Raw genomic sequence first — 21386 nt, forward strand, 5'->3', positions numbered from 1 at the left:
GCCAAGTCGCAAATCTATCCCGTCAGCAGAAGGTGATCGCCAGACAACGCTTACGTTCCTCGATGATGGCCGCGTCGACATCGACTCAAACCTCGTTGAAAACGCCATCCGCAGCCCGGCCATGAACCGCCGCAACGCGCTCTTCGCCGGCCACGACGAGGGCGGTCGCAACTGGGCCCGATTCGCCAGCCTGATCGGCACCTGCAAGATGAACGGCGTCGAACCCTATGCCTATATGCGCGATATGTTCACGAAACTCGCCAACGGCCATCTCGCCCGAGACATCGAGACACTGATGCCGTGGGCCTACGCCAGACAGGGCCGGGAGGCATAGGCACCTCGTCTCGTAGTCCCTGACGAGCTCCGACCGTCCTCCGCCTCATCCCACCGCAACAACGCGCAAGTGCGAAATCAATGGGGCGTGGCCGCCGCTTACTGTCGACCTCGCGGATCTCGATGCAACCGATTTTGGCGCGGACTTCCCCGCCACATGGACCGGCATCGCCGAGCAGGGCTTCAGGGCGATCCACGCCCTTCAAAAATTCGTCCAGGATTTCTTTCGAAATGTTCATTCATGCTTCCTTTCGGTGAAGCATGAACCGGATCACTCGTACCCAAAGGACCTGACACTTTCCTCCACGGCGCGGATACTAAACACCTCGCGAGCCGAATTACTTGACAGGGCCTTCCGCGATCCTCCGTTCGATCGCATCCCAAATCAAGGCAGCGCCATCGACTCCGTCAAACCGCTCAAGCTCCTGCAACCCAGTCGGCGAGGTTACATTAATTTCCGTCAGCCAGCCGTCAATTACGTCTATACCGGTGAACAGCAAGCCATTCCGACGCAAAACCGGGCCAATAGCCGCACAAATTTCTGCTTCTCTCGCCGAAAGCTCTGCCCTTTCGGGGCGTCCACCCACGTGCATATTCGACCGCGCTTCTCCCGAAGCAGGTACGCGGTTAATAGCGCCGATCGGCTCTCCGTCTACAAGGATAATCCGCTTGTCACCCTGCTTCACAGCGGGAAGGAAGCGCTGCACGATTACGGGTTCACGGTTGATCCCCGAAAACAACTCGAGCAGAGACGATAGGTTGGGGTCGTCCGGACGCAGGTGGAAAACCCCGGCCCCGCCATTTCCATATAACGGCTTGACGATGATATCGCCGTGCTTAGCCCTAAAATCCCTTATTTCGGCGAGGTCACGGGTTATCAACGTCTCGGGCGTAAGGTCCGGAAAATCCAGCACCATCAGCTTTTCTGGACAGTTACGTACCCAAAACGAATCATTGACCACCAGCACATCGTTCCGGACCCGATCAAGGAGATGCGTAGATGTAACGTAGCCCATGTCAAAAGGCGGATCCTGACGCAGCCAGATGACATCGAACTCGGTCAGATCGACTGTCGCCCAATCGCCAAAATCGACATGGTTACCACGTTCGCGCCGCAACGTGACCGGACGACCCCGTGCGAGCACCTTGCCCTCTCGATAGCTTAGCTTGTCAACGGTGTACTGAAAGAGCCGGTGTCCACGCGCCTCTGCTTCCAAACCGATGCGAAAAGTGCTGTCAGCGTCGATGACGACACTCTCGATGGGATCCATTTGCAGGGCAACGTACAGGCTCATGGGAACATCTCCGATTTGCCGCACTTGTCCGACGTTATGCCGGGCGATTCAAGTCGCGATAGCATCTGCGCCAGTTCGATTACTGCGCCCCGAATGCGGCTTCGATGATTTCGACGCGCCCAAACCGATCGACGAAGGCGGCATCCATTCGCATTTCGGTCATCTGCGATGCCGGCAGTGTCCCGCAATATTCGCAGGCGGCCATGCAGATGCGGTCCATCTGACGCCGGCTGATCCTCTCAGCCGCACGCGCAAAATCGCGCGAAGATTTCACCTCGACGAAGACCAGCAAGGCGTCTTTCTTAAGGATTACGTCGATTTCGCCGGCTTTCCCGCGCCAGCGCTGTGCAACCAACTTGTATCCCGCCGCAAGATAGCGATCCGCCACAGTCATTTCAGCCATGCGACCGGACTGATAGGCCATCTGACCGCGAGTTTGCCGGACTGTCTGCCGCCCCGCATGTCGCTTTGCAGGCGGCAGGACGACCGCTTCCACCGGCACCCGGTCGAAATCGAAGCAAAGCTGCATTATCCCTTCCTTTCCAGCGACAGGGCCAGTTGATAGGCGTCGCGCCGCGATATGCCGAAGCGCTCCGCAGCCATGGCGGCAGCGTCGCGCACAGAGTTTTCACCCAGCAAGGCGCTCAATGCCGCCTCGATTTCATCGTCATCCGGCTGGACCGCGACCGGACGGTCCACGATCAGCACGATTTCGCCTTTCAACCCCGCCTCGGGGATGTTTTCGGCAATTTTGCCCGGCAGTCCCCGAATGATTTCCTCGAACCTCTTGGTCAGTTCCCTGCACAGCACCATAGAACGATTCGCATCAACCTCGCACATAATTCCCAATGTTTGTTTAACGCGCCTCGGGCTGTCGAAGATGATTGAGGTCGCATCGACCGAGGTGACATCGCGAAGCCAGGTTCTGCGCGCCGCCAGTGGCTGGGGCGCGAAACCGGCGAACAGGAAACGGTCGCTCGGCAGACCGGCGACGCTGAGCGCCGCCAGTGCCGCAGAAGGACCCGGCACGGCATGGACGCGCACGCCGTGACGCGCCGCCTCGCGGGCAAGGCGGAAGCCCGGATCGGCCACCAGGGGCGTCCCGGCATCCGAGCAATAGGCGATGGACTTCCCCTCGGTCGCGGCGGCGGCCAGCAACTCGGCCTGGCGCGCCTCGTTATGATCATGGGTGGCGACGATCCGCCGACCGCGCAGCGGCACGCCGTGGATCTCCATCAGGTGGCGCAATGTCCTTGTATCCTCGGCGGCCAGCATGTCGGCCGAGTTCAGCACGTCGAGCGCCCTGAGGGTGATATCGCGCGCCGTCCCGATCGGCGTGGCCACGAGATAGAGGCCGGGCTCCAGCCGTGCGGCCTCGATTCGGGCGGGCAGCGGCATGGGTGTTGGGCGCGATTCGGTCATGTTGTCCCCGCTCTGGCGGTCCCCGCGTTGCAAAGGCGGGGGGTTTGAGAATAGGCTGCGGCGCAAAGCCACGAACCTGACAATAGGGAATCATCCGCATGTTCACCATTGCCAAGCGAATCACGCGGCGCGCTGCGCTGGCGGGGATTCTGGGCGCGGGCCTCGCGACCGCAGCCTGCCAGCCGACCAGCCTCGCCGGCTCCGGCCCAGCGATCGGCCCGCAGATCGATCCGCGTCAGCCGGTCCAGGTGGCGCTTCTCGTGCCCGGCGGCACCGGCAATGCCGATCTCGACTGGCTTGGCCGGTCGCTGGCGAACTCGGCCCGGATGGCTGCCGCGGATGCCAAGGGCGCCCGCATCGACCTGCGCGTCTACACGACCTCGCCGACCGAAGCCTCGGCCGTTTCCGCCGCCGAGAAGGCCGCTGCGGAAGGCGCCAAGATCATCCTGGGCCCGCTATTCGCCGAATCCGCCAATGCCGTCGGCAATGCGATGAAGGACAACAATCTCAACGTCCTGTCCTTCTCGAACAATCCCGAGATCGCCGGCGGCAATGTCTATATCCTCGGCAGCACCTTCCAGAATGTCGCGGACCGCCTGGTCAGCTATGGCATCAAGCAGGGCCTGCGCCGCTTCCTGATGGTCTATGAAAACGACGCCGCCGGCCAGATCGGTGCGGGCGCCATCCAGACCGCCATCGCCCAGAACGGCGCCACGCTGTCGGGCAAGCAGCAGCACGCACTGTCGCAGGAAAGCATCGACGCCATTATCCCGGCTGTCACCCAGGCGGCGAAATCGGGCAATATCGACGCCATTTTCATGACCGCCAACCAGCAGGCCGTGCTGCCCTATCTGACCGGGCAACTGGCAAGTGCCGGCGTCACCTCGCGCGATGCGCAGTTCATGGGCCTGACCCGTTGGGACACGCCGGCCGCGCGCCTGCAACTGCCCGGCGTGCAAGGCGGCTGGTTCGCCCTGCCCGACACCGCGGTGCAGGCGCAGTTCACGCAGCGCTATCGTTCGGCCTATGGCGAGGCGCCGCATGATCTCGGCTCGCTCGGTTACGACGGCGTCGCCGCCATTGCGGCCCTGGTCGCCGCCGGCAACCGCAACGCGGTCAATACCGTCGGGCTGACCCGCTCCTCGGGTTTTGCCGGCGTCAACGGCGTCTTCCGCCTGCGCCCGAACGGCACCAACGAGCGCGGCCTGGCCATCGCCACGATCAATAACGGCCGTGTGGTCGTGATCGACCCCGCCCCGCGCGGCTTCGGCGGTGGCTTCGGGTTCTGAGTTGAGCGACCGCAGCGACACCCTTCCACAAAGCGCCCCGGCATTGCCCGGGGCGCATTCCATATTCGCCCCGGAAAGCTTCCTGCCCAGGCTGGCGGCAAAGCTGGCCAAGGCCCCCGACGCCCGCACCAAGCGCGCCGTCACCGTGGCCGAGTTGCAGGCCGCCCGCCACGCGGCGACAGACGACATCATCGCCGGCTTCGAAAGCCATCCCCGCGCCGCGAGAGAGACCGTGCGCGCCTTCGCCAGCCTGACCGATGCCATCGTCACCACCGTGCATTGGGTCGCCACCACCCACCTGCACCCGCAGCAAAGCCCGACCGAGGCCGAGCAACTGGCGGTGCTGGCCGTGGGCGGCTATGGCCGCGCCGAAATGGCGCCGCAATCCGATGTCGATCTGCTGTTCCTGACCCCCTACAAGACCTCGGCCTGGGCCGAGAGCGTCGTCGAATCGATGCTCTACATGCTCTGGGACCTGAAGCTGAAGGTCGGCCATGCCACGCGCAGCGTCGACGATTGCATCCGCCTGGCCGGGCAGGACATGACCATCCGCACCTCGATGGTGGAACATCGCGCCGTGGCCGGTCAGCTTTCGCTGGCCGAGACCCTGCGCGACCGGCTCTGGAGCGAGCTTTTCGACCGCTCCATCCCCGAATTCATCGAGGCCAAGCTGACCGAGCGCGACGAGCGTCACAAGCGCCAGGGCGGCCAGCGTTACGTTCTGGAACCCAATGTGAAAGAGGGCAAGGGCGGGCTGCGCGACCTGCAGACGCTCTACTGGATCGCGAAATACATCCACCGGGTCGAGCGCGCCGCGCAACTGGTCGATCTGGGCTTCTTCACCCGCGACGAGCATCTGGCCTTCTGGCAGGCCGAGGATTTCCTGTGGGCGGTGCGCTGTCACCTGCACCTGATCGCCGGTCGGCCGGTCGATGTGCTCAGTTTCGACATGCAGGTCGAGGTCGCCCGCCGCATGGGCTATCAGGACCGCCCCGGCCGGCGCGCGGTCGAGTTGTTCATGCAGGATTACTTCCGCCACGCCACCCGCGTCGGCGACCTGACCCGGGTCTTCCTGACCGCGCTGGAAAGCAGCCATGTCTTCCACCAGCCGCTGCTCGGGCGCATCTTCCGGCGCCGTCGCAAGCTGCGCCCGGGCTATGCCGAACTGTCGGGCCGGCTGACCTTCTCGGACCCGGACGATGCGCTGAAGGATCCGCTGAACATGCTGCGCATCTACGAGGAGGCGCTGCGCACCGGCATCCTGATCCATCCCGACGCCATGCGGCTGATCGCCTCGCATCTGGAGCTGATCGACGACGATATCCGCGAAGATCCCGAAGCGGTGCGCATCTTCCTCGACCTGCTGCTGAAGCACGGCAATCCCGAACGCGCCCTGCGCCGGATGAACGAATTGGGCGTCCTCTCCGCGCTGATCCCGGAATTCGAGCCGGTCGTGGCGATGATGCAGTTCAACGTCTACCACCATTACACGGTGGACGAGCACACCATCCAATGCATCGTGGCGCTCTCCGAGATCGAGCAGGGTCACGAGATCGAGGACCTGCCCATCGCCAGCCGGATCATGGCCGGCAAGATCAACCGCCGGGTGCTTTATCTCGCGGTGCTGCTGCACGATATCGGCAAGGGCCGGCCCGAGGATCACTCGATCATCGGGGCCCAGATCGCGCGCCGGGTGACGCAGCGACTGGGCCTGCCGGTGGACGAGGTCGAGACCGTCGAATGGCTGGTGCGCAATCACCTGCTGATGTCCGATATCGCCCAGAAGCGCGATATCTCGGACCCGCGCACCATCCGCGACTTCGCCAAGGCGGTGAAATCGCGCAAGCGGCTGGACCTGCTTCTGGTGCTGACCGTCTGCGACATTCGCGGCGTCGGGCCGGGCACCTGGAACAACTGGAAGGCGGTGCTGCTGCGCCAGCTTTACGACCAGACCGCCGCCGTGCTGGATAACGGGATGGAGGCCCTGAACCGCGATCAGCGCCGCGACGAGGCCAAGCGTTCGCTCAGGCATCTGCTGGCGGCGAAGGGCTGGGACGCCAAGGACATCCGCGCCGAGACCGCGCGCCATTACGCCAGTTACTGGCAGGGCCTGCCGACCCAGACGCAGGAGGTGTTCGCCCGGCTGCTCAAGGATCTCGGCAATGACGAGATCCGCATCGAGCTGCATCCCGATCCCGACCGCGACGCCACCCGCGCGGCCTTCGTGCTGGCCGATCATCCGGGCATTTTCTCGCGGCTGGCCGGGGCACTTGCGCTTGTCGGGGCGAACGTGGTCGATGCGCGCACCTATACCTCGAAGGACGGGTTCGCCACGGCGGTCTTCTGGCTGCAGGATGCCGAGGGCCACCCCTATGATGTCGAGCGCCTGCCGCGCCTGCGCAAGATGATCGACCGCACCCTCAAGGGCGAGGTCGTGGCCCGCGACGCCTTCGCCGACAAGGACCAGATGAAGAAGCGCGACCGCGCCTTCAAGTTCCCGACCCATGTGACCTTCGACAATGAAGGCAGCGATATCTATACGATCATCGAGGTCGATACCCGCGACCGGCCCGGCCTGCTTTACGACCTGACGCGGACGCTGGCGGCCAATCACATCCAGATCGCCAGTGCCGTGATCGCCACCTATGGCGCGCAGGTCGTCGACAGCTTCTATGTCAAGGACGCTTTCGGGCTGAAGCTGCATCAGGCCGGGCGGCGCGAGGCCTTGGAAAAGCGGCTCAGGCAGGCCATACGCGACGGGGCGGAACGGGCAGGAGCGTAAGCCATGAAGAAATCGCTGGTGGCCGGGTTCATCTCGGTCGGGCTGTGGACATTCCTGTCCCGGGTCACCGGATTCGTCCGCGATATCCTGATGGCCGCCTGGCTTGGCACCGGCCCGGTGGCCGAGGCGTTTCTGGTGGCGCTGTCGCTGCCCAACATGTTCCGCCGCTTCTTCGCCGAGGGCGCCTTCAACACTGCCTTCGTGCCGCTGTTTTCCAAGAAGCTGGAAGGCGGGGACGACCCGCAGGGCTTTGCCCGCGATGCCTTTGCGGGCCTCAGCTTCGTTCTGCTGATCTTCTCGGCCATCGGGCTGATCCTGATGCCGGGGTTGGTCTGGCTGATGGCGGCGGGATTCGTCGGCGATGAGCGCTTTGCGCTCGCGGTCGAATATGGCCGCATCACCTTCCCCTATATCCTGCTGATCTCGCTGGCCTCCATGATCGGCGGCGTGCTGAACGCCCATCACCGCTTTACCGCTGCTGCCGCAGCACCGGTGCTGCTGAACCTGCTGTTCATCGTCGCCATGTATCTGGGCCGCTGGTTCGGCTGGGATCTGGGTCTGACGCTGGCCTGGGCCACGCCGGTCACCGGGATCGCCCAGCTCGGTCTGGTCTGGTGGGACGCGCGCCGCACCGGCTGGACCTTCCTGCCCCGCCGCCCGCGCCTGACCCCGGACATCAAGCGCCTGCTGGTCATCGCCCTGCCCGCGATGTTCGCGGGCGGCGTGGTCCAGATCAACCTGCTGGTCGGTCGTCAGGTCGGATCGTTCTTCGACGGCGCCATTGCCTGGCTCAGCTATTCCGACCGGCTTTATCAGCTTCCGCTCGGCGTGGTCGGCGCGGCCGTCGCCGTGGTCCTGCTGCCGGAACTGGCGCGGCGCCTGCGCGCCGGCGACGAGGCCGGCGGTCAAGCCGCCTTCTCGCGCGCGACCGAATTCGGGCTGTTCCTGACCCTGCCCGCCGCCTTTGCCATCGCCGTGATCGCCGTGCCCATGGTCTCGACCCTGTTCGAGCGCGGCCAGTTCACCGCCGAAGATACCCGCCAGACCGCCAATGCGCTGATCGTCTATGCGCTCGGCCTGCCGGCCTTCGTCATGCAGAAGATCCTGCAACCCCTGTATTTCGCGCGCGAGGATACCCGCTCGCCCTTCCGCTTTGCGCTGATCTCGATGGTGGTCAATGCGGCGGTGGCCTTCGGGCTGATGGGCATCGTGGGCTTTCTGGCCGCCGCCATCGGCACCTCGGTCGCGGCCTGGGTCATGGTCGGCCAGCTCTGGCTCGGCACCCGCGAGATGGGCCAGTCGACCCGCTGGGACGCGCGCCTGCGCCGGGTGGCCCCGCGCATCGTGACCTCGTCGCTGCTGATGGCGGGCGCACTTTGGGCAATGAACGCCTGGACCGACCGCATCGGCATGGCCCGTCTGCCGGAACTGGCGCTGCTGGTCTTTGGCGGGGCGGCGATCTATTTCGCGCTGTCCTTCGCCACCAGGGCGATCACGCCGAGCGATCTGCGCCGCAATGTGAAGCGTTAACCCAGCCGCCCAAGCGCCGGGAAGCTTTCCAGCATCCAATAGGACAGGTCCGCCATCCGGCCCGAAACGAGCAGGATGCCGACCACGACCAGAAGTCCGCCCATGACCCGCTCGATGGCTTTCAGATGCGGCTTGATGCGGTTCATCAGCCCGATGGCGCGATTGACGAAAACCGCCGAGAGCAGGAACGGAATCCCGAGCCCGAGCGCATAGACCGCAAGCAACCCGGTGCCGCGCCCGATGGCGCCCTCGCTGGCGGCCATGGTCAGGATCGCGCCCAGAAGCGGGCCGATGCAAGGGGTCCAGCCAAAGGCGAAGGCCAGACCCAGCACATAGGCGCCAAGCGCCGATCCGCCCTGATCGCCGGTATCCAGCCGCGCCTCCTGATCCAGCAGGGGGATGCGGAAGATATGCAGGAAATGCAGGCCCATGACGATGACCATGACGCCGCCGATCCGCGCCAGCCAGATCTGGTATTCCAGAAACATCCGCCCGAAGGCCGAAGCGGCGAAGCCCATGACCAGAAACACCGTCGAAAGCCCCAGCACGAACATCAGCGCCGCCGGGACCGCGCTGCGTTCGCCGGTCTTCAACCCGCCGACGCTGATCCCGGTCATATAGGCCAGATAGGGCGGCACCACCGGCAAGACGCAGGGCGACAGGAAGGACAGCACGCCCGCAAGCATGGCGACGATGGCTGCCGGCAGGAAACCGGCATCTATGAGGTCAATTCCGAACATGCGCAGACACTAGCCGGTTTTCGCGCCCGCGCCAGAGGACATGCAGTCACAGTCGCGTGGCCAAGCCCTTTCCCGGCAAGGAAAAAGGCCCGCCGATCGGGGCGGGCCTTCCGGTTCTGTCACGGATCTGGCGGTCAGCCGATGGACCACCAGCCGCGCCGCTTGGGACGCGCCGGGCCGGCCTCGGGTTCCGGGGCGGCTTCGCTGACAGCCACGGGTTCGGCGCTTGGCGCTTCGGCGGAGGCCACCGTCTCGGCGCTCGCCTCGGCGGCGATCACCTGAACCTCCTCCTCGGCGGCGGCGGCGTTATCGGCGGCCTCGACCGGGTCGGGTTCCTGGGCTGGGGCTTCCTGGACCACCGGCTCGGCGGGGGCTGCCGGCAGGTCGCGGAGATCGACGATCTCGGCACTTGCCTCAGCCGCCGGTTCGGCCTCTGCCGATGCAACCTCCTCGCCAGCCTCAACCTCAGCCTTCGGTTCGGGCTTGCGCCGCGACCGGCTGCGCGAGCGGCTGCGGGATTTCGGCTTTTCCTCAGCTTCGGCTTCGGTCTCGCCGGACACAGCTTCGCCACCCTCGGCGGCATCTTCCGCCACGGCATCGGCCTCTGCGGCCTCAGCCCCGTTCTCCTCGGCCCCGTCGGCACCCTCGGCGCGGTCCTTGCCGCCCCGCCGACGCCGGCGACGGCGGCGCTTGGAGCGGCCGGAACCTTCGCCCTCATCGCCTTCGGCACGGGTCGAGACGCTGTCCTCGCGCTCGTCCTCCTCGTCCTCCTCGATTTCGGGCAATTCGTCATCGTCGATCTGCGCCATCAGCTGCGCATCGACCGAAACCACCGGGCTTGCCACTTCGGGCACGTTGCGGGTGGCGGTCTTGAACTTCTCGATGGCGAAATCGGGCGAGATCAGCGCCGGATCGGCCTCGACCCGGACCGACATGCCATAGCGCGCCTCGATCATGGCGATATGTTCGCGCTTGCCGTTCATCAGGAAATTGGCCACCGCGACCGGCGCCTTGACCAGCACCTCGCGAGAGCGCTTGCGCGTGCCCTCTTCCTCGATGGCGCGCAGGATGGTCAGCGCCAGGCTGTCATCGGAACGGATCAGCCCGGTGCCATGGCAATGCGCGCAGGGCTGTGTGGTCGATTCCAGCATCCCCGGCCGCAGCCGCTGGCGCGACATTTCCATCAGGCCGAAGCCCGAGATCTTGCCGACCTGAATGCGCGCCCGGTCGGTCTTCAGCCGATCCTTCAGCCGCTTCTCGACCGCCGAGTTGTTCTTGCGCTCGTCCATGTCGATGAAGTCGATGACGATCAGCCCGGCCAAATCGCGCAGGCGCAGCTGGCGGGCGATCTCGTCGGCGGCTTCGAGGTTGGTCTTGGTCGCGGTATCCTCGATCGAGCCTTCCTTGGTCGCCCGGCCCGAGTTCACGTCGATGGCGACAAGCGCCTCGGTCACGCCGATGACGATATAGCCGCCGGATTTCAGCTGCACGGTCGGGTTGAACATGCCGGCCAGATAGCCTTCGACCTGGAAGCGGGCGAAAAGCGGCATCGGATCGGTGTAATGCTTCACGTTCCGGGCGTGGGACGGCATGATCATCTTCATGAAGTCCTTGGCGGTGCGATAGCCGCGCTCACCCTCGACCAGCACCTCGTCGATCTCGCGGCTGTAAAGGTCGCGGATGGTGCGCTTGATCAGGTCGCCTTCCTCATAGATCGGCGCCGGCGCGATCGACTTGAAGGTCAGGTCGCGGATCTGTTCCCAGAGCCGCATGAGATATTCGTAATCGCGCTTGATCTCGGTCCGGGTGCGCTGGCTGCCGGCGGTGCGGATAATGAGGCCGGCGCCCTGCGGCACCTTCAACTCTCCGGCGATGTCCTTCAGCTTCTTGCGGTCGGCGATATTGGTGATCTTGCGGCTGATGCCGCCGCCCCGCGCCGTGTTCGGCATCAGCACGCAATAGCGCCCGGCCAGCGACAGATAGGTGGTCAGCGCCGCACCCTTGTTGCCGCGTTCTTCCTTGACCACCTGGACCAGCATGATCTGGCGGACCTTGATGACTTCCTGGATCTTGTAGCGGCGCGCGCGCGGCTTCTTCGGCACGCGGATTTCTTCGGTCACATCCTCTTCGGCGACCGATTCGATGCTGTCGTCGCGATCCGAGGCGTCCTTGGCTTCCTCATCCCCGTCGTTCTCGTCAGAGGATTCGTCGCCCTTGTCATCCGCTTCGCCGGAATCCTCGGCCTTGGAATCCTCAGCCGCTTCCTCGACGGCAGGCGTCGCGACGCTGTCATCGGCGCCTGCAGCCGCTTCCGCCTCATCGCCCTCGCCGTCATTGTCGACCAGTTCCATGCCCGGAATTTCTTCCGAGACCAGTTTCGCATCGCCGGTCTCGGCCTTCTCGGCCTTGGCACCACGCGGCTTGCGCCGGCGCGAGGATTTGGGCTTGTCGTTCGCGGCTTCCTCGGCGGCGACCGCTTCGGCATAGGCGCGTTCTTCCTCGATCAGGGCCTGACGGTCGGCGGCCGGGATCTGGTAGTAATCGGGGTGAATTTCGGCGAAGGCCAGAAAGCCGTGCCGGTTGCCGCCGTAATCGACGAAGGCAGCCTGAAGCGAGGGTTCAACCCGCGTGACCTTTGCGAGATAGATATTGCCAGCAAGCTGCCGCTTGTTGACGGTCTCGAAATCAAATTCCTCGACCTTGGTTCCGTCCACGACGACCACGCGGGTTTCTTCCGCATGGGTCGCGTCGATAAGCATTTTCTTTGCCATTTATGATACTTTCGCGCAGCCGCCGGCCCCGGCTTTCGACCGGTGGCACAAGGCGGCTGCGATGTGATGGGGACGCGGAAGCGGCTGTGACGAGGTCGGCAAAACGGCCCGCGGGGAGTAACCCCGCCAGCGCCTGTTCCGACCTGTATCGCGCGCGATGCATCGCGTCTGTTACCTCTTGGCCCCGGGGTTTGAAACACGGGGCAGTGAACGACTCCCCCGCGAGAAATGTGACGCAGGGTGGTTTTCTTGGCGGGCGGCTGCCGTTCAAACGACAGATCAGCCTCCGCTGCGAAACTGATGGCGCGCAGGTTCGGTCCATGACCCAGACCACGCGCATGATCTGAACATAAGGGCGGAAGGCAAGGAAGTTCAATGCCCAATTGCGGGGACGGTGCGTGCAAGTCCGACAAACAATGCGATCTGAAGCGGCACCACGGCAGACCGTCGCCCCTGACCGGCTTCCGGTCATCGCTTGTGTCCTGCGGTCGAACAGCGCCCTACGGCCACAATCAGCCATCAGGGCGCATCCGTGCGTCGCACGACCCGCCGACGGTCCGGGCTATCGTATCATCGTCAGCACCAACAGGACCGGAACAGCAAGGACCAGACCGCCGATCACCATGCCGCCACCACGGCCATTCCCCATCCTGACGAGGCCCCAGACGATCAGCACCAGCCCCACGACACCGGCTGACAGCACCAGAAGGCCAAGCGCGATCACCGGGCCGAGATCATAGCCCCCCATCGCCTCGACCCCGAAACGCCGGCCACCGTCGCGGTCGCCGATCACAGGTAATCCCCGCGCGACAGCCCGTATTTCGCCATCTTCTCGTTCAGGGTCCGGCGCGGCAGGCACAATTCGTCCATGACCGCCGCGATGGAGCCCTTGTGGCGGCGCATGGTATTGTCGATCAGCATCTTCTCGAAGCTTTCGACATATTCCTTCAGCGGCTTGCCCTCGGTCGTGGTGGCCTGGGCCTGATCCTCGTCGCCCTCGGTCATCAGGAGTGAGGTGATCGAGCCCGAGCCGCGCCGGTTCTGCAACACCGCGCGTTCGGCCACATTGATCAGCTGGCGCACATTGCCGGGCCATGGCGCCTGCAGAAGCTGGGCCGCCTCCTGGGCGTTCACCTGTGGCGGCTCGCAGCCATATTCATCGGCGAACTGTTCCGTCATGCGGGTAAACAGCGCCAGAATATCCTCGCCCCGCGCGCGCAGGGGCGGCACCGTGATCTGCAGCGCCGACAGCCGATAGAACAGGTCCGGGCGCAGCAGATCCTCGGGCCGGCGGCCATCGCCGCGGGCATTGGAAATGGCGATGATCCGGGTCTCGGCCGGGCTGCCCTGATCGGCGATGAAGCCCAGAAGCCGCGCCTGCAGCGGATCGGGCAGCGCCTCGATATCTTCGAGGCAAAGCGTGCCGCCGCGCGCTTCCTCGACCGCCGGGATGCCATCCTCCAGCGGGCCGAACAGCCGCGCCGCAAGATGTTCCGGGTCGAAGGCGGCGCAGGCGATGGGCAGGAATTTCTTCGAGGCGCGCGGCCCGACCGCATGCAGCGCATGGGCCACCAGCGTCTTGCCGGTGCCGGTCTCGCCGTCGATCAGCACATGGCCGTCGGCCTGCCCGAGATCGAGGATGTCTTCCCGCAGGCGCTCCATCGCCGATGACTGGCCGACCAGCTTCGACATCACCTGCTGGCCCTCCGACAGGTCGCGGCGCAGGGCGCGGTTGTCCAGCGTCATGCGCCGGGCTTGCGTGGCCTTCTTGGCCAGTTCGGTCATGCGGTCGGGCTTGAAGGGCTTTTCCATGAAATCCATGGCCCCGAGCCGCATCGCCTCGACCGCCATCGGCACATCGCCATGGCCGGTGATCATGATGACCGGCAGCGCCGAATCGATGCTCATCAGCCGTTTCAGGAAGGCCATGCCGTCCATGCCGGGCATGCGGATGTCGGAAATCACCACGCCGGGCCAGTCCGCCCCGATCTCCTTCAGCGCGTCCTCGGCGGTGGCGAAGGTCACGGTATTGAAGCCCGACAGCACCAGCCACTGGCTGATGGATTCCCGCATGTCGGGTTCGTCATCTACAATCGCAATTCGTAACGTAGGGTTCATACCTGAAAATCCTTCTCATTCTGCGGCCAGCGGCTTTTCGACCTGGCCGCCATCGGGATCGTGGAGCGGCAGCGCCAGCACGAAGACCGCGCCGGAACCGTCCTCGGCATTATGGGCAGTCAGCCGGCCGCCGAAGTCTGCCACAATCCCCGAGGAAATGGCGAGACCCAAGCCCGTGCCCTCGCCCGGCTTCTTGGTGGTGAAGAACGGTTCGAAGAGTTTGTCCAGATCGCTGACCCCCGGACCGTTGTCACGAACCGTCACAACCGCTTGAACATCGGCCTCGATGCCGATGTCGATGCGCGCGTCCTTCACCGATTTGGTGGCGTCGATGGCGTTGCGCAGCAGGTTGATCAGAACCTGTTCCAGCCGGATGCGGTCGCAATAGACCATGACCGGACGGCGCGGCAGGTTGCGCAGGATCCGCACCGGGCGGGCCCGCAATTGCGGCTCCATCATGGTCAGGGCACTGGACAGCGCGGCGCGCAGATCGACCGGCTCGAAGGCCTCGCCGCCCTTGCGGGCATAGGATTTCAGCTGCCTGGTGATGGTGCCCATGCGGTCGACCAGATCGTCGATGCGCTGGAAACTCGACAGCGCCTCGTCGGCACGGCCCCGGTCCAGAAGCAGGCGCGCGCCGGCCAGATAGGTCTTCATCGCCGCCAGAGGCTGGTTCAACTCGTGGCTGACGCCCGCCGACATCTCGCCCAAAGCCGCCAGTTTCGAGGATTGCTGCACCGTCTGTTCGGCCACGCGCAGTTCTCGCTGGACCCGCTCGCGGGCGGCGATCTCTCGGGTCAGGCGCGCGTTCAGCGCCCGCAGATCGGCCGATTCCTGCATATAGGCGACCGAGCGCCGCTGCGCCCGGCGCGACATGATATAGAACAGAAGCGCCGCCAGAACCGCCAGCACCATGGCCTCGAAGGCGAGGACCGTGTTCACCCGCTCGCGGATGGATTCGTAAGTGGTGAAGCTGTGCATCCGCCAGCCCCGGAAGGGGATGCGGGTCTCGGTCTGCATCACCGCGCGGCCCTTCACATAGGCATCGGCGGGGTTGTTCGTCCAATCGGTCGAGACCTGAAAGGCACGCTCGATGGCGCTTGGCGCGGGCCGAACCGACAGCGCCTCCTCCAGCGGCAGGCCGCGCCAACGCGCCTCGGTCGACAGGATCACCACCCCGGTCGAATCCGTGACCGCCACGGCATCGGTGATCCCGGCCCAGTTGCGTTCCAGCTGTTGCAGATCGGCCCCGACCACGACCACGCCAAGCGTGCCGGAACTGTCGGCGATGGCGCGCGAATAGACGAATTCGAACCCGCCCCGATCCGACGCCGCAACCGTAAACACAGTATCGCGAGAGCGCATGGCATCGACGAAATAGGGTGCCGAGACGTAATTGGTGCCCAGCAATTGCCGCTCTGTCGCCGCCACCGTCCGGCCCGAGGCATCCAAAAGCCGGATCGAGGCCACCCCGATTTCCTTCTGGGCCGAGATCAGCCGGGCCGAGGTGAAGGCGAAATCGTCGGAAGCCAGCGCCGTGATCAGCGCCGGATCGCGCGCCAGCATCATCGGCACCACGGCATTGCGCTGCAATTCCGACTGCAACTGCCCGGAATAAAGCGTCGCACGAAGCTCGGCCCTGACCCGCGTGGTCTCAGTCGAGCGTTCGGTCAGGAAATCGTTCGTGCCCCACAGCACCAGCCCGCCCAGCACGAAAAGCAGGACAAGCGCGACCCTGAGCGGCCATTGGTTGATGGCCGTCTCCTCGCCCTCGCGCGGCGCTGCCTCGCTATCGTGCAAAATACGGGTCAAACCGGGGCTTCCGCTGCCAATGCCATTCCCTGCAATCTAGGCAAGGCCGCGCCTTCTGCCAAGAAGATGCCGTCCGGCTGCGGCGGCAGCCCCGTTCAGGCCGCCACCAGGGCCGAGGCCAGCGCGGCGAACATGGCCACGCCATCGGTGCCGCCCTGAACGGTTTCCACGGCGCGTTCGGGATGGGGCATCATGCCCAGCACCCGGCGGTTCGCCGACAGGACGCCGGCGATATCGGCGACCGATCCGTTGATCCCCGGCGCATAGCGGAAGGCGATGCGGTCCTGCGCTTCCAGTTCGGCCAGCCCCTCGGCCTCGATCTGGTAATTGCCGTCGTGATGGGCGACCGGGATATCCAGCTTCTGCCCCTTGGTATAACCGGCGGTGAAGGCGCTGTCGGTTGTCACCACTTCCAGCGCCACCGGCCGGGCGATGAAGGTCAGCCCGGAATTGCGCATCAGCGCGCCGGGCAGCAGGCCCAGTTCGGTCAGCACCTGAAAGCCGTTGCAGATGCCCAGCACGTAACCGCCACGCTCGGCATGGGCACGCAGCGCCCGGGCGATGGGCGATTGCGCGGCGATGGCACCGCAGCGCAGGTAATCGCCGAACGAGAACCCGCCCGGCACCGCCACCAGATCGGTGCCCGCCGGCAGCGCATCATCCTTGTGCCAGACCTGCGCCACCTCGGCGCCGGCACGGGTCAGCGCCACGCGCAGGTCGCGGTCGCAATTGGAACCGGGAAAGGTGATGACGGCGGCTTTCATGAGAGTCTCCGGGCCTTGGGAATGCCCTGCCGATAGCGGATTTCGCGCCACTTGGAAAGCGCCCTGCGGGAAAGCCGCCGGATCGACGGCATGTCGCGGAATGAGGAAGGGCGCCCCGGCGAGATTCCCTGGAGACCAGGACCGCCAGAGCGCCCTTTGATTCTGGACCGGCGCCAGGTCCATATGCTTAAGAATATTACACTTTCGTCATAAAATCGACATGGAAAACCTGACATTTCTGTCAGGATTACGCAGCGTCAAGTATTATATCTTACCACTGAAAAGATTGGCGAATTTCTGCCGAGCGGTTTTCGATGTTTCGATCCTGAAACACGACAGATTAGATCAGCTTAATTGCCACCCGCGATGTTGCGACCGGCAAAGCAACGAAAAAGGCCGGGCAAGATGCCCGGCCCCTTCCCAGTCCTGCGCCGATCAGCGCAGCGCCTTGTTCAGGTATTCGTCGACCTTTTCCAGATAGCCCATGGTCGACAGCCATTTCTGGTCCGGCCCGACCAGCAGCGCGAGGTCCTTGGTCATGAACCCGTCCTCGACCGCGCGCACGGTGACCTTTTCCAGAGTCTGGGCGAAGGACATCAGCTGCGCATTGTCGTCCAGCTTGGCGCGGTGCTTCAACCCGCCGGTCCAAGCGTAGATCGAGGCGATCGAGTTGGTCGAGGTCTCGTTACCCTTCTGATGCTCGCGATAATGGCGGGTCACGGTGCCATGCGCGGCCTCGGCCTCGACGGTCTGCCCGTCCGGGGTCATCAGCACCGAGGTCATCAGGCCAAGGCTGCCGAAGCCTTGTGCAACCGTATCCGACTGCACGTCGCCGTCGTAGTTCTTGCAGGCCCAGACATAGCCGCCATTCCATTTCAGCGACGAGGCCACCATGTCGTCGATCAGGCGGTGCTCATAGGTGATGCCGGCAGCCTTGAACTTGTCGGCGAATTCCTCGTCGAAGACCTGCTGGAAGACATCCTTGAAGCGCCCGTCATAGGCTTTCATGATGGTGTTCTTGGTCGACAGGTACAGCGGGTATTTCCGCTGCAGCGCATAGTTCATCGAGGCGCGGGCGAAATCGACGATGGAAGGATCGAGGTTATACATCGCCATGGCGACACCGGCATCGGGGGCCTGGAAGACCTCGTGCTCGATCACCTCGCCATCGTCGCCGACGAACTTGATGGTCAGCTTGCCCTTGCCCGGGAAACGGAAATCGGTGGCGCGATACTGGTCGCCGAAGGCGTGACGGCCGACGACGATGGGCTTGGTCCAGTGCGGGACAAGGCGCGGCACGTTCTTGCAGATGATCGGCTCGCGGAAGATCACCCCGCCAAGGATGTTGCGGATGGTGCCGTTGGGGCTGCGCCACATCTTCTTCAGCCCGAATTCCTCGACCCGGGCTTCGTCCGGGGTGATGGTCGCGCATTTCACGCCGACGCCGTATTGCTTGATGGCATTGGCCGCGTCCACGGTGATCTGGTCGTCTGTGCGGTCGCGCTCCTCGATGCCGAGATCGTAATATTTCAGGTCCACGTCGAGATAGGGCAGGATCAGCTTCTTCTTGATGAAGTCCCAGATGATCCGGGTCATCTCGTCGCCGTCGAGCTCGACAACGGGGTTTTCTACCTTGATCTTCGACATGGGTGCTCCCTTCGGATGGAATTCGCTTTGCCAAGGGGTATAATGCCTTCGGTCACGGAAAGGAAGCCGGTATGCGATGGTATGCAGCGATTGCCGGAACGGTACTTCTGACCGTGGGGGCCGGGCTGGCGCTTGCCTCGCCGCTGCTGCCGATGGCGCAGGGTTATGAACGGATCGCGCCGCGCATCTGGGTCGACCGCGCCGCCACCCCCGCGCAGCGCCAGACCGTGATCGCGCGCGTGACCGAGGCCGAAGCCACAGCCGGCACAGATCTGGGCAGCTGGCAGGCCGCACCGCGCTGGCAGGTCTGCACCTCTGCGGCCTGCGATACCGGCGGGCCGCGCGGCCGCACCTATCTCGACCGGCTGATCAGGCTGCGCCCGTCGGTCGTCGACGATCCGCGTTTCTACCTGCACGAGGCCATCCATGCCGAATTGCACAATGCCGCCGGCTTCACCGGCTGGCTGGGCGGCAAGCGGTTGCCGGTCTGGCTGGACGAAGGCGTGGCAGTGCTGTCTTCGGGAACCGATGGCGCGCCAAAGGCCGCACCGGATTGCGCCACCCCTGCCGCAAGGCCGCCCCGCACCCCCGAGGATTTCGCGCTTCTGGCCGGCCCGAAGGGCCAGACCGCGACCGAGGCCTATCGCCTTTGCGCCTGTGCCACGCAGGACTGGCAGGCAGCCGGCAACAGCATCGACGGCCTGACCGCAAGGCTGCGCGCGGGCGAAACCTTCTAGCCGAAATGCGCCCGCACCCTGGCGTGCAGGTATTCCCAGACTGCGGGCAGGCCACGCGCGATACTGGAGCCGACCCGGGTCTCGACATTTTCGCGGGTGACATTGAACCGCCGCCAGTTCACCCCGTTCGAGGCCAGATTCTGCGCCAGCGGCTGCGTCCGGTCCAGCGATTTGGCGAAGACCGCATCCGGGCTTTCTGCGGCTTCGAATTCCTCCCAGAGGGCCAGAAACTCCGCCCCCTGCGCCTCGGGCAGCATCCCGAACAGACGCTGCGCCGCTGCCGCCTCGGCGGCCTTTATCTCAGGCGCGCCATGGGCAGCACCATTGCCCGAATGCAGCGGCACATCGCCCACGTCGATCTCCACCAGATCATGCAGGATCAGCATGCGGATCACCCGGTTCAGATCCACGCCCGGCGCGGCCTGCCCGGCCAGCACCATGGCGTAAAGCGCCAGATGCCAGCTGTGTTCGGCGCTGTTTTCCTGTCTGGAAAGGTCGTTCAGCGTATTCGCCCGCTCGACCGATTTCAGCTTATCGGCTTCAACCAGAAAAGAAAACTGCGCGTCCAGTTCACTGCGTTCCATGCGCGTCCTGACCTGTCTCGCAAATATCTGTCCGTGTGGCCGCGCCCGCGAGGCAGACCCGAAGATCCGGCAACCCCCTCAACCAGGATGCAGTGCCCGACCGCATCCGAGCCTCACCGAGAGCTTTCGGTCAGGCGGCGGCGGACATAGGTCTGCACCTTGTCGATCATCGGGGCCATATGCGCCTCGTCGTCGCGGAAGAAGTGGTCGGCACCCTCGATGGTCTCGTGGCTGATGGTGATGCCCTTCTGCTCGCGCAGCTTGGCGACCAGCCCCTCGGTATCCTTGGCCGGCGCCACCCGGTCGGCCGAACCGTTGATGATCAGCCCCGAGGCCGGGCACGGCGCCAGGAAGCTGAAATCGTACAGATTGGCCTGCGGCGCCACGCTGATGAAGCCGGTGATCTCGGGGCGGCGCATCAGCAGTTGCATCCCGATCCAGGCCCCGAAGCTGAAGCCCGCGACCCAGCAATGCTTGGAATTCGGGTTCATCGCCTGCAGGTAATCCAGCGCTGCGGCGGCATCCGACAACTCGCCGATGCCCTGATCGAACTCGCCCTGGCTGCGCCCGACGCCGCGGAAGTTGAAGCGCATCACGGTGAAGCCGATCTTGTGGAAGGCGTAATGCAGGTTATAGACGACGCGATTGTTCATCGTGCCGCCATATTGCGGATGCGGGTGCAGGATGATGGCGATCGGCGCGTCCGGCTTGGCCTGCGGATGGTAGCGGCCTTCGAGGCGGCCATCGGGACCGGGGAAAATCAGTTCGGGCATGGGGATCCTTCGCGAAACCTGTTTCTTGACGCAGTCAGCAGCGGCAACTATTTCCTGACCCCGAAGATGTGGTCCGGGATCGGGCGGCGCAAGGGCCGCCTGAACCGGCGCAGTTAGCGCGAGCCGTGGCCATTCGTCAATATTGACCGCCCGGAGGCGGCAATGCAGGGAGGGATCGGACCATGAAACTATCCACCAAGGGCCGTTACGGCATGGTCGCCCTGGTCGACCTGGCGCTGCAGCCCGAAAGCGCGCTGACCACGCTGGCCGATATTTCCGAGCGTCAGGATATCTCGCTGGCCTATCTGGAACAGCTTTTCGTCCGCCTGCGCCGTGCCGGCCTGGTCGAATCCGCGCGCGGGCCCGGCGGCGGCTACAAGCTGTCGCGCCCGGCGACCGAGATCCGCGTCTCGGAAGTGCTGGCCGCCGTCGATGAAACCGTGAGCGCGCTGCATGTCGGTGCCGGGGCTTCTGGCGGGTTGTCGGGGTCGCGCGCGCAGACGCTCTCGAACCGGCTCTGGCAGAGCCTGTCGGCCCATGTCTATGTGTTCCTGCACAATGCGACCCTTGCCGATGTGGCCAGGAACCGGCTGCTGCCCTGCCCGGCGGTGCCCGATATCCTCTCGGTCGTGGACGATCAGTCCTGATCGAAACCGGGCTGCGACAAGTCGACCGCCCCCGCCGCCCGGATTCAAGACATTTTTCTGCCCGTGGGCCCGACTGACCTCAATTCGTCCTTATCTGGACGGAACCCCTGCCCCATATGCGGAAATTATTCTATAGAAGCCG

General features: G+C 64.6%; 18 protein-coding genes. 6 read left to right on the forward strand and 12 right to left on the reverse strand.

Annotated elements, in window-relative coordinates:
• Nucleotides 1-334 (forward strand): transposase domain-containing protein (locus Q0330_RS10930; RefSeq protein WP_299478703.1); only part of this gene is annotated, 334 nt, incomplete at its 5' end.
• Nucleotides 335-671: 337 nt separating this feature from the next.
• Here the strand turns inward: Q0330_RS10930 and gshB are convergent.
• From gshB to rsmI, 3 genes are all read right to left on the reverse strand, one after another.
• The gene (gene gshB, locus Q0330_RS10935) at nt 672-1628 is read right to left on the reverse strand and encodes a glutathione synthase (RefSeq protein ID WP_299478706.1); all 957 of its coding nucleotides are present in this window, start codon (nt 1626-1628) and stop codon (nt 672-674) included.
• Between the two features lie 79 nt (nt 1629-1707).
• Entirely contained in the window at nt 1708-2052 is a 345-nt protein-coding gene (locus tag Q0330_RS10940; protein WP_299478709.1) for a YraN family protein, read from the reverse strand.
• Between the two features lie 104 nt (nt 2053-2156).
• Complete coding sequence (rsmI, locus tag Q0330_RS10945) at nt 2157-3026, reverse strand: 16S rRNA (cytidine(1402)-2'-O)-methyltransferase (protein ID WP_299478770.1); 870 nt, start codon at nt 3024-3026, stop codon at nt 2157-2159.
• A gap of 122 nt (nt 3027-3148) precedes the next feature.
• Here rsmI and Q0330_RS10950 point away from each other — a divergent pair, with 122 nt between their 5' ends.
• From Q0330_RS10950 to murJ, 3 genes are read left to right on the forward strand one after another with little or no spacing between them, the layout of a single operon-like run.
• Nucleotides 3149-4339, forward strand: coding sequence for a penicillin-binding protein activator (locus Q0330_RS10950; RefSeq protein WP_299478712.1), 1191 nt, complete (start codon nt 3149-3151; stop codon nt 4337-4339).
• A gap of 1 nt (nt 4340) precedes the next feature.
• Nucleotides 4341-7121, forward strand: coding sequence for a [protein-PII] uridylyltransferase (locus tag Q0330_RS10955; RefSeq protein WP_299478715.1), 2781 nt, complete (start codon nt 4341-4343; stop codon nt 7119-7121).
• A 3-nt stretch (nt 7122-7124) separates the two neighbouring features.
• A complete protein-coding gene (murJ, locus tag Q0330_RS10960; protein WP_299478718.1) occupies nt 7125-8651 on the forward strand; it encodes a murein biosynthesis integral membrane protein MurJ in 1527 nt (508 codons plus the stop codon).
• Here the strand turns inward: murJ and Q0330_RS10965 are convergent.
• From Q0330_RS10965 to Q0330_RS10995, 7 genes are all read right to left on the reverse strand, one after another.
• On the reverse strand, nt 8648-9391 hold the full coding sequence (locus Q0330_RS10965) for a cytochrome c biogenesis protein CcdA (RefSeq protein ID WP_299478721.1): 744 nt from the start codon (nt 9389-9391) through the stop codon (nt 8648-8650). The genes murJ and Q0330_RS10965 overlap by 4 nt on opposite strands.
• 134 nt (nt 9392-9525) lie before the next feature.
• Entirely contained in the window at nt 9526-12162 is a 2637-nt protein-coding gene (locus Q0330_RS10970) for an Rne/Rng family ribonuclease (protein ID WP_299478724.1), read from the reverse strand.
• A gap of 562 nt (nt 12163-12724) precedes the next feature.
• Nucleotides 12725-12955, reverse strand: a complete 231-nt coding sequence (locus tag Q0330_RS10975) for a hypothetical protein (RefSeq protein WP_299478727.1) — start codon at nt 12953-12955, stop codon at nt 12725-12727.
• Nucleotides 12952-14280: a sigma-54 dependent transcriptional regulator gene (locus Q0330_RS10980; RefSeq protein ID WP_299478730.1), complete on the reverse strand. Its 1329-nt coding sequence runs from the start codon at nt 14278-14280 to the stop codon at nt 12952-12954. The genes Q0330_RS10975 and Q0330_RS10980 overlap by 4 nt, the downstream gene beginning before the upstream one ends.
• A 15-nt stretch (nt 14281-14295) precedes the next feature.
• Nucleotides 14296-16035 carry an ATP-binding protein gene (locus Q0330_RS10985; RefSeq protein WP_299478773.1) on the reverse strand — a complete coding sequence of 580 codons (1740 nt, stop codon included), beginning with the start codon at nt 16033-16035 and terminating at the stop codon, nt 14296-14298.
• A 152-nt stretch (nt 16036-16187) separates the two neighbouring features.
• Complete coding sequence (gene purQ, locus Q0330_RS10990) at nt 16188-16856, reverse strand: phosphoribosylformylglycinamidine synthase subunit PurQ (RefSeq protein WP_299478733.1); 669 nt, start codon at nt 16854-16856, stop codon at nt 16188-16190.
• Between the two features lie 435 nt (nt 16857-17291).
• Nucleotides 17292-18503 carry an NADP-dependent isocitrate dehydrogenase gene (locus Q0330_RS10995; RefSeq protein WP_299478736.1) on the reverse strand — a complete coding sequence of 404 codons (1212 nt, stop codon included), beginning with the start codon at nt 18501-18503 and terminating at the stop codon, nt 17292-17294.
• 71 nt (nt 18504-18574) lie between these two features.
• Between Q0330_RS10995 and Q0330_RS11000 the strand changes: the two genes are divergently transcribed.
• On the forward strand, nt 18575-19240 hold the full coding sequence (locus Q0330_RS11000; protein WP_299478739.1) for a hypothetical protein: 666 nt from the start codon (nt 18575-18577) through the stop codon (nt 19238-19240).
• Here the strand turns inward: Q0330_RS11000 and Q0330_RS11005 are convergent.
• Complete coding sequence (locus tag Q0330_RS11005) at nt 19237-19824, reverse strand: HD domain-containing protein (RefSeq protein WP_299478742.1); 588 nt, start codon at nt 19822-19824, stop codon at nt 19237-19239. The two genes, Q0330_RS11000 and Q0330_RS11005, sit on opposite strands and share 4 nt — an antisense overlap.
• A 113-nt stretch (nt 19825-19937) precedes the next feature.
• Nucleotides 19938-20597: an alpha/beta hydrolase gene (locus Q0330_RS11010; RefSeq protein ID WP_299478745.1), complete on the reverse strand. Its 660-nt coding sequence runs from the start codon at nt 20595-20597 to the stop codon at nt 19938-19940.
• 182 nt (nt 20598-20779) lie between these two features.
• Between Q0330_RS11010 and Q0330_RS11015 the strand changes: the two genes are divergently transcribed.
• Nucleotides 20780-21244, forward strand: a complete 465-nt coding sequence (locus Q0330_RS11015; RefSeq protein ID WP_299478749.1) for an Rrf2 family transcriptional regulator — start codon at nt 20780-20782, stop codon at nt 21242-21244.
• Nucleotides 21245-21386: the final 142 nt, after the last annotated feature.

It is taken from the genome of uncultured Paracoccus sp. (assembly GCF_937873615.1).
Lineage (GTDB): Bacteria > Pseudomonadota > Alphaproteobacteria > Rhodobacterales > Rhodobacteraceae > Paracoccus.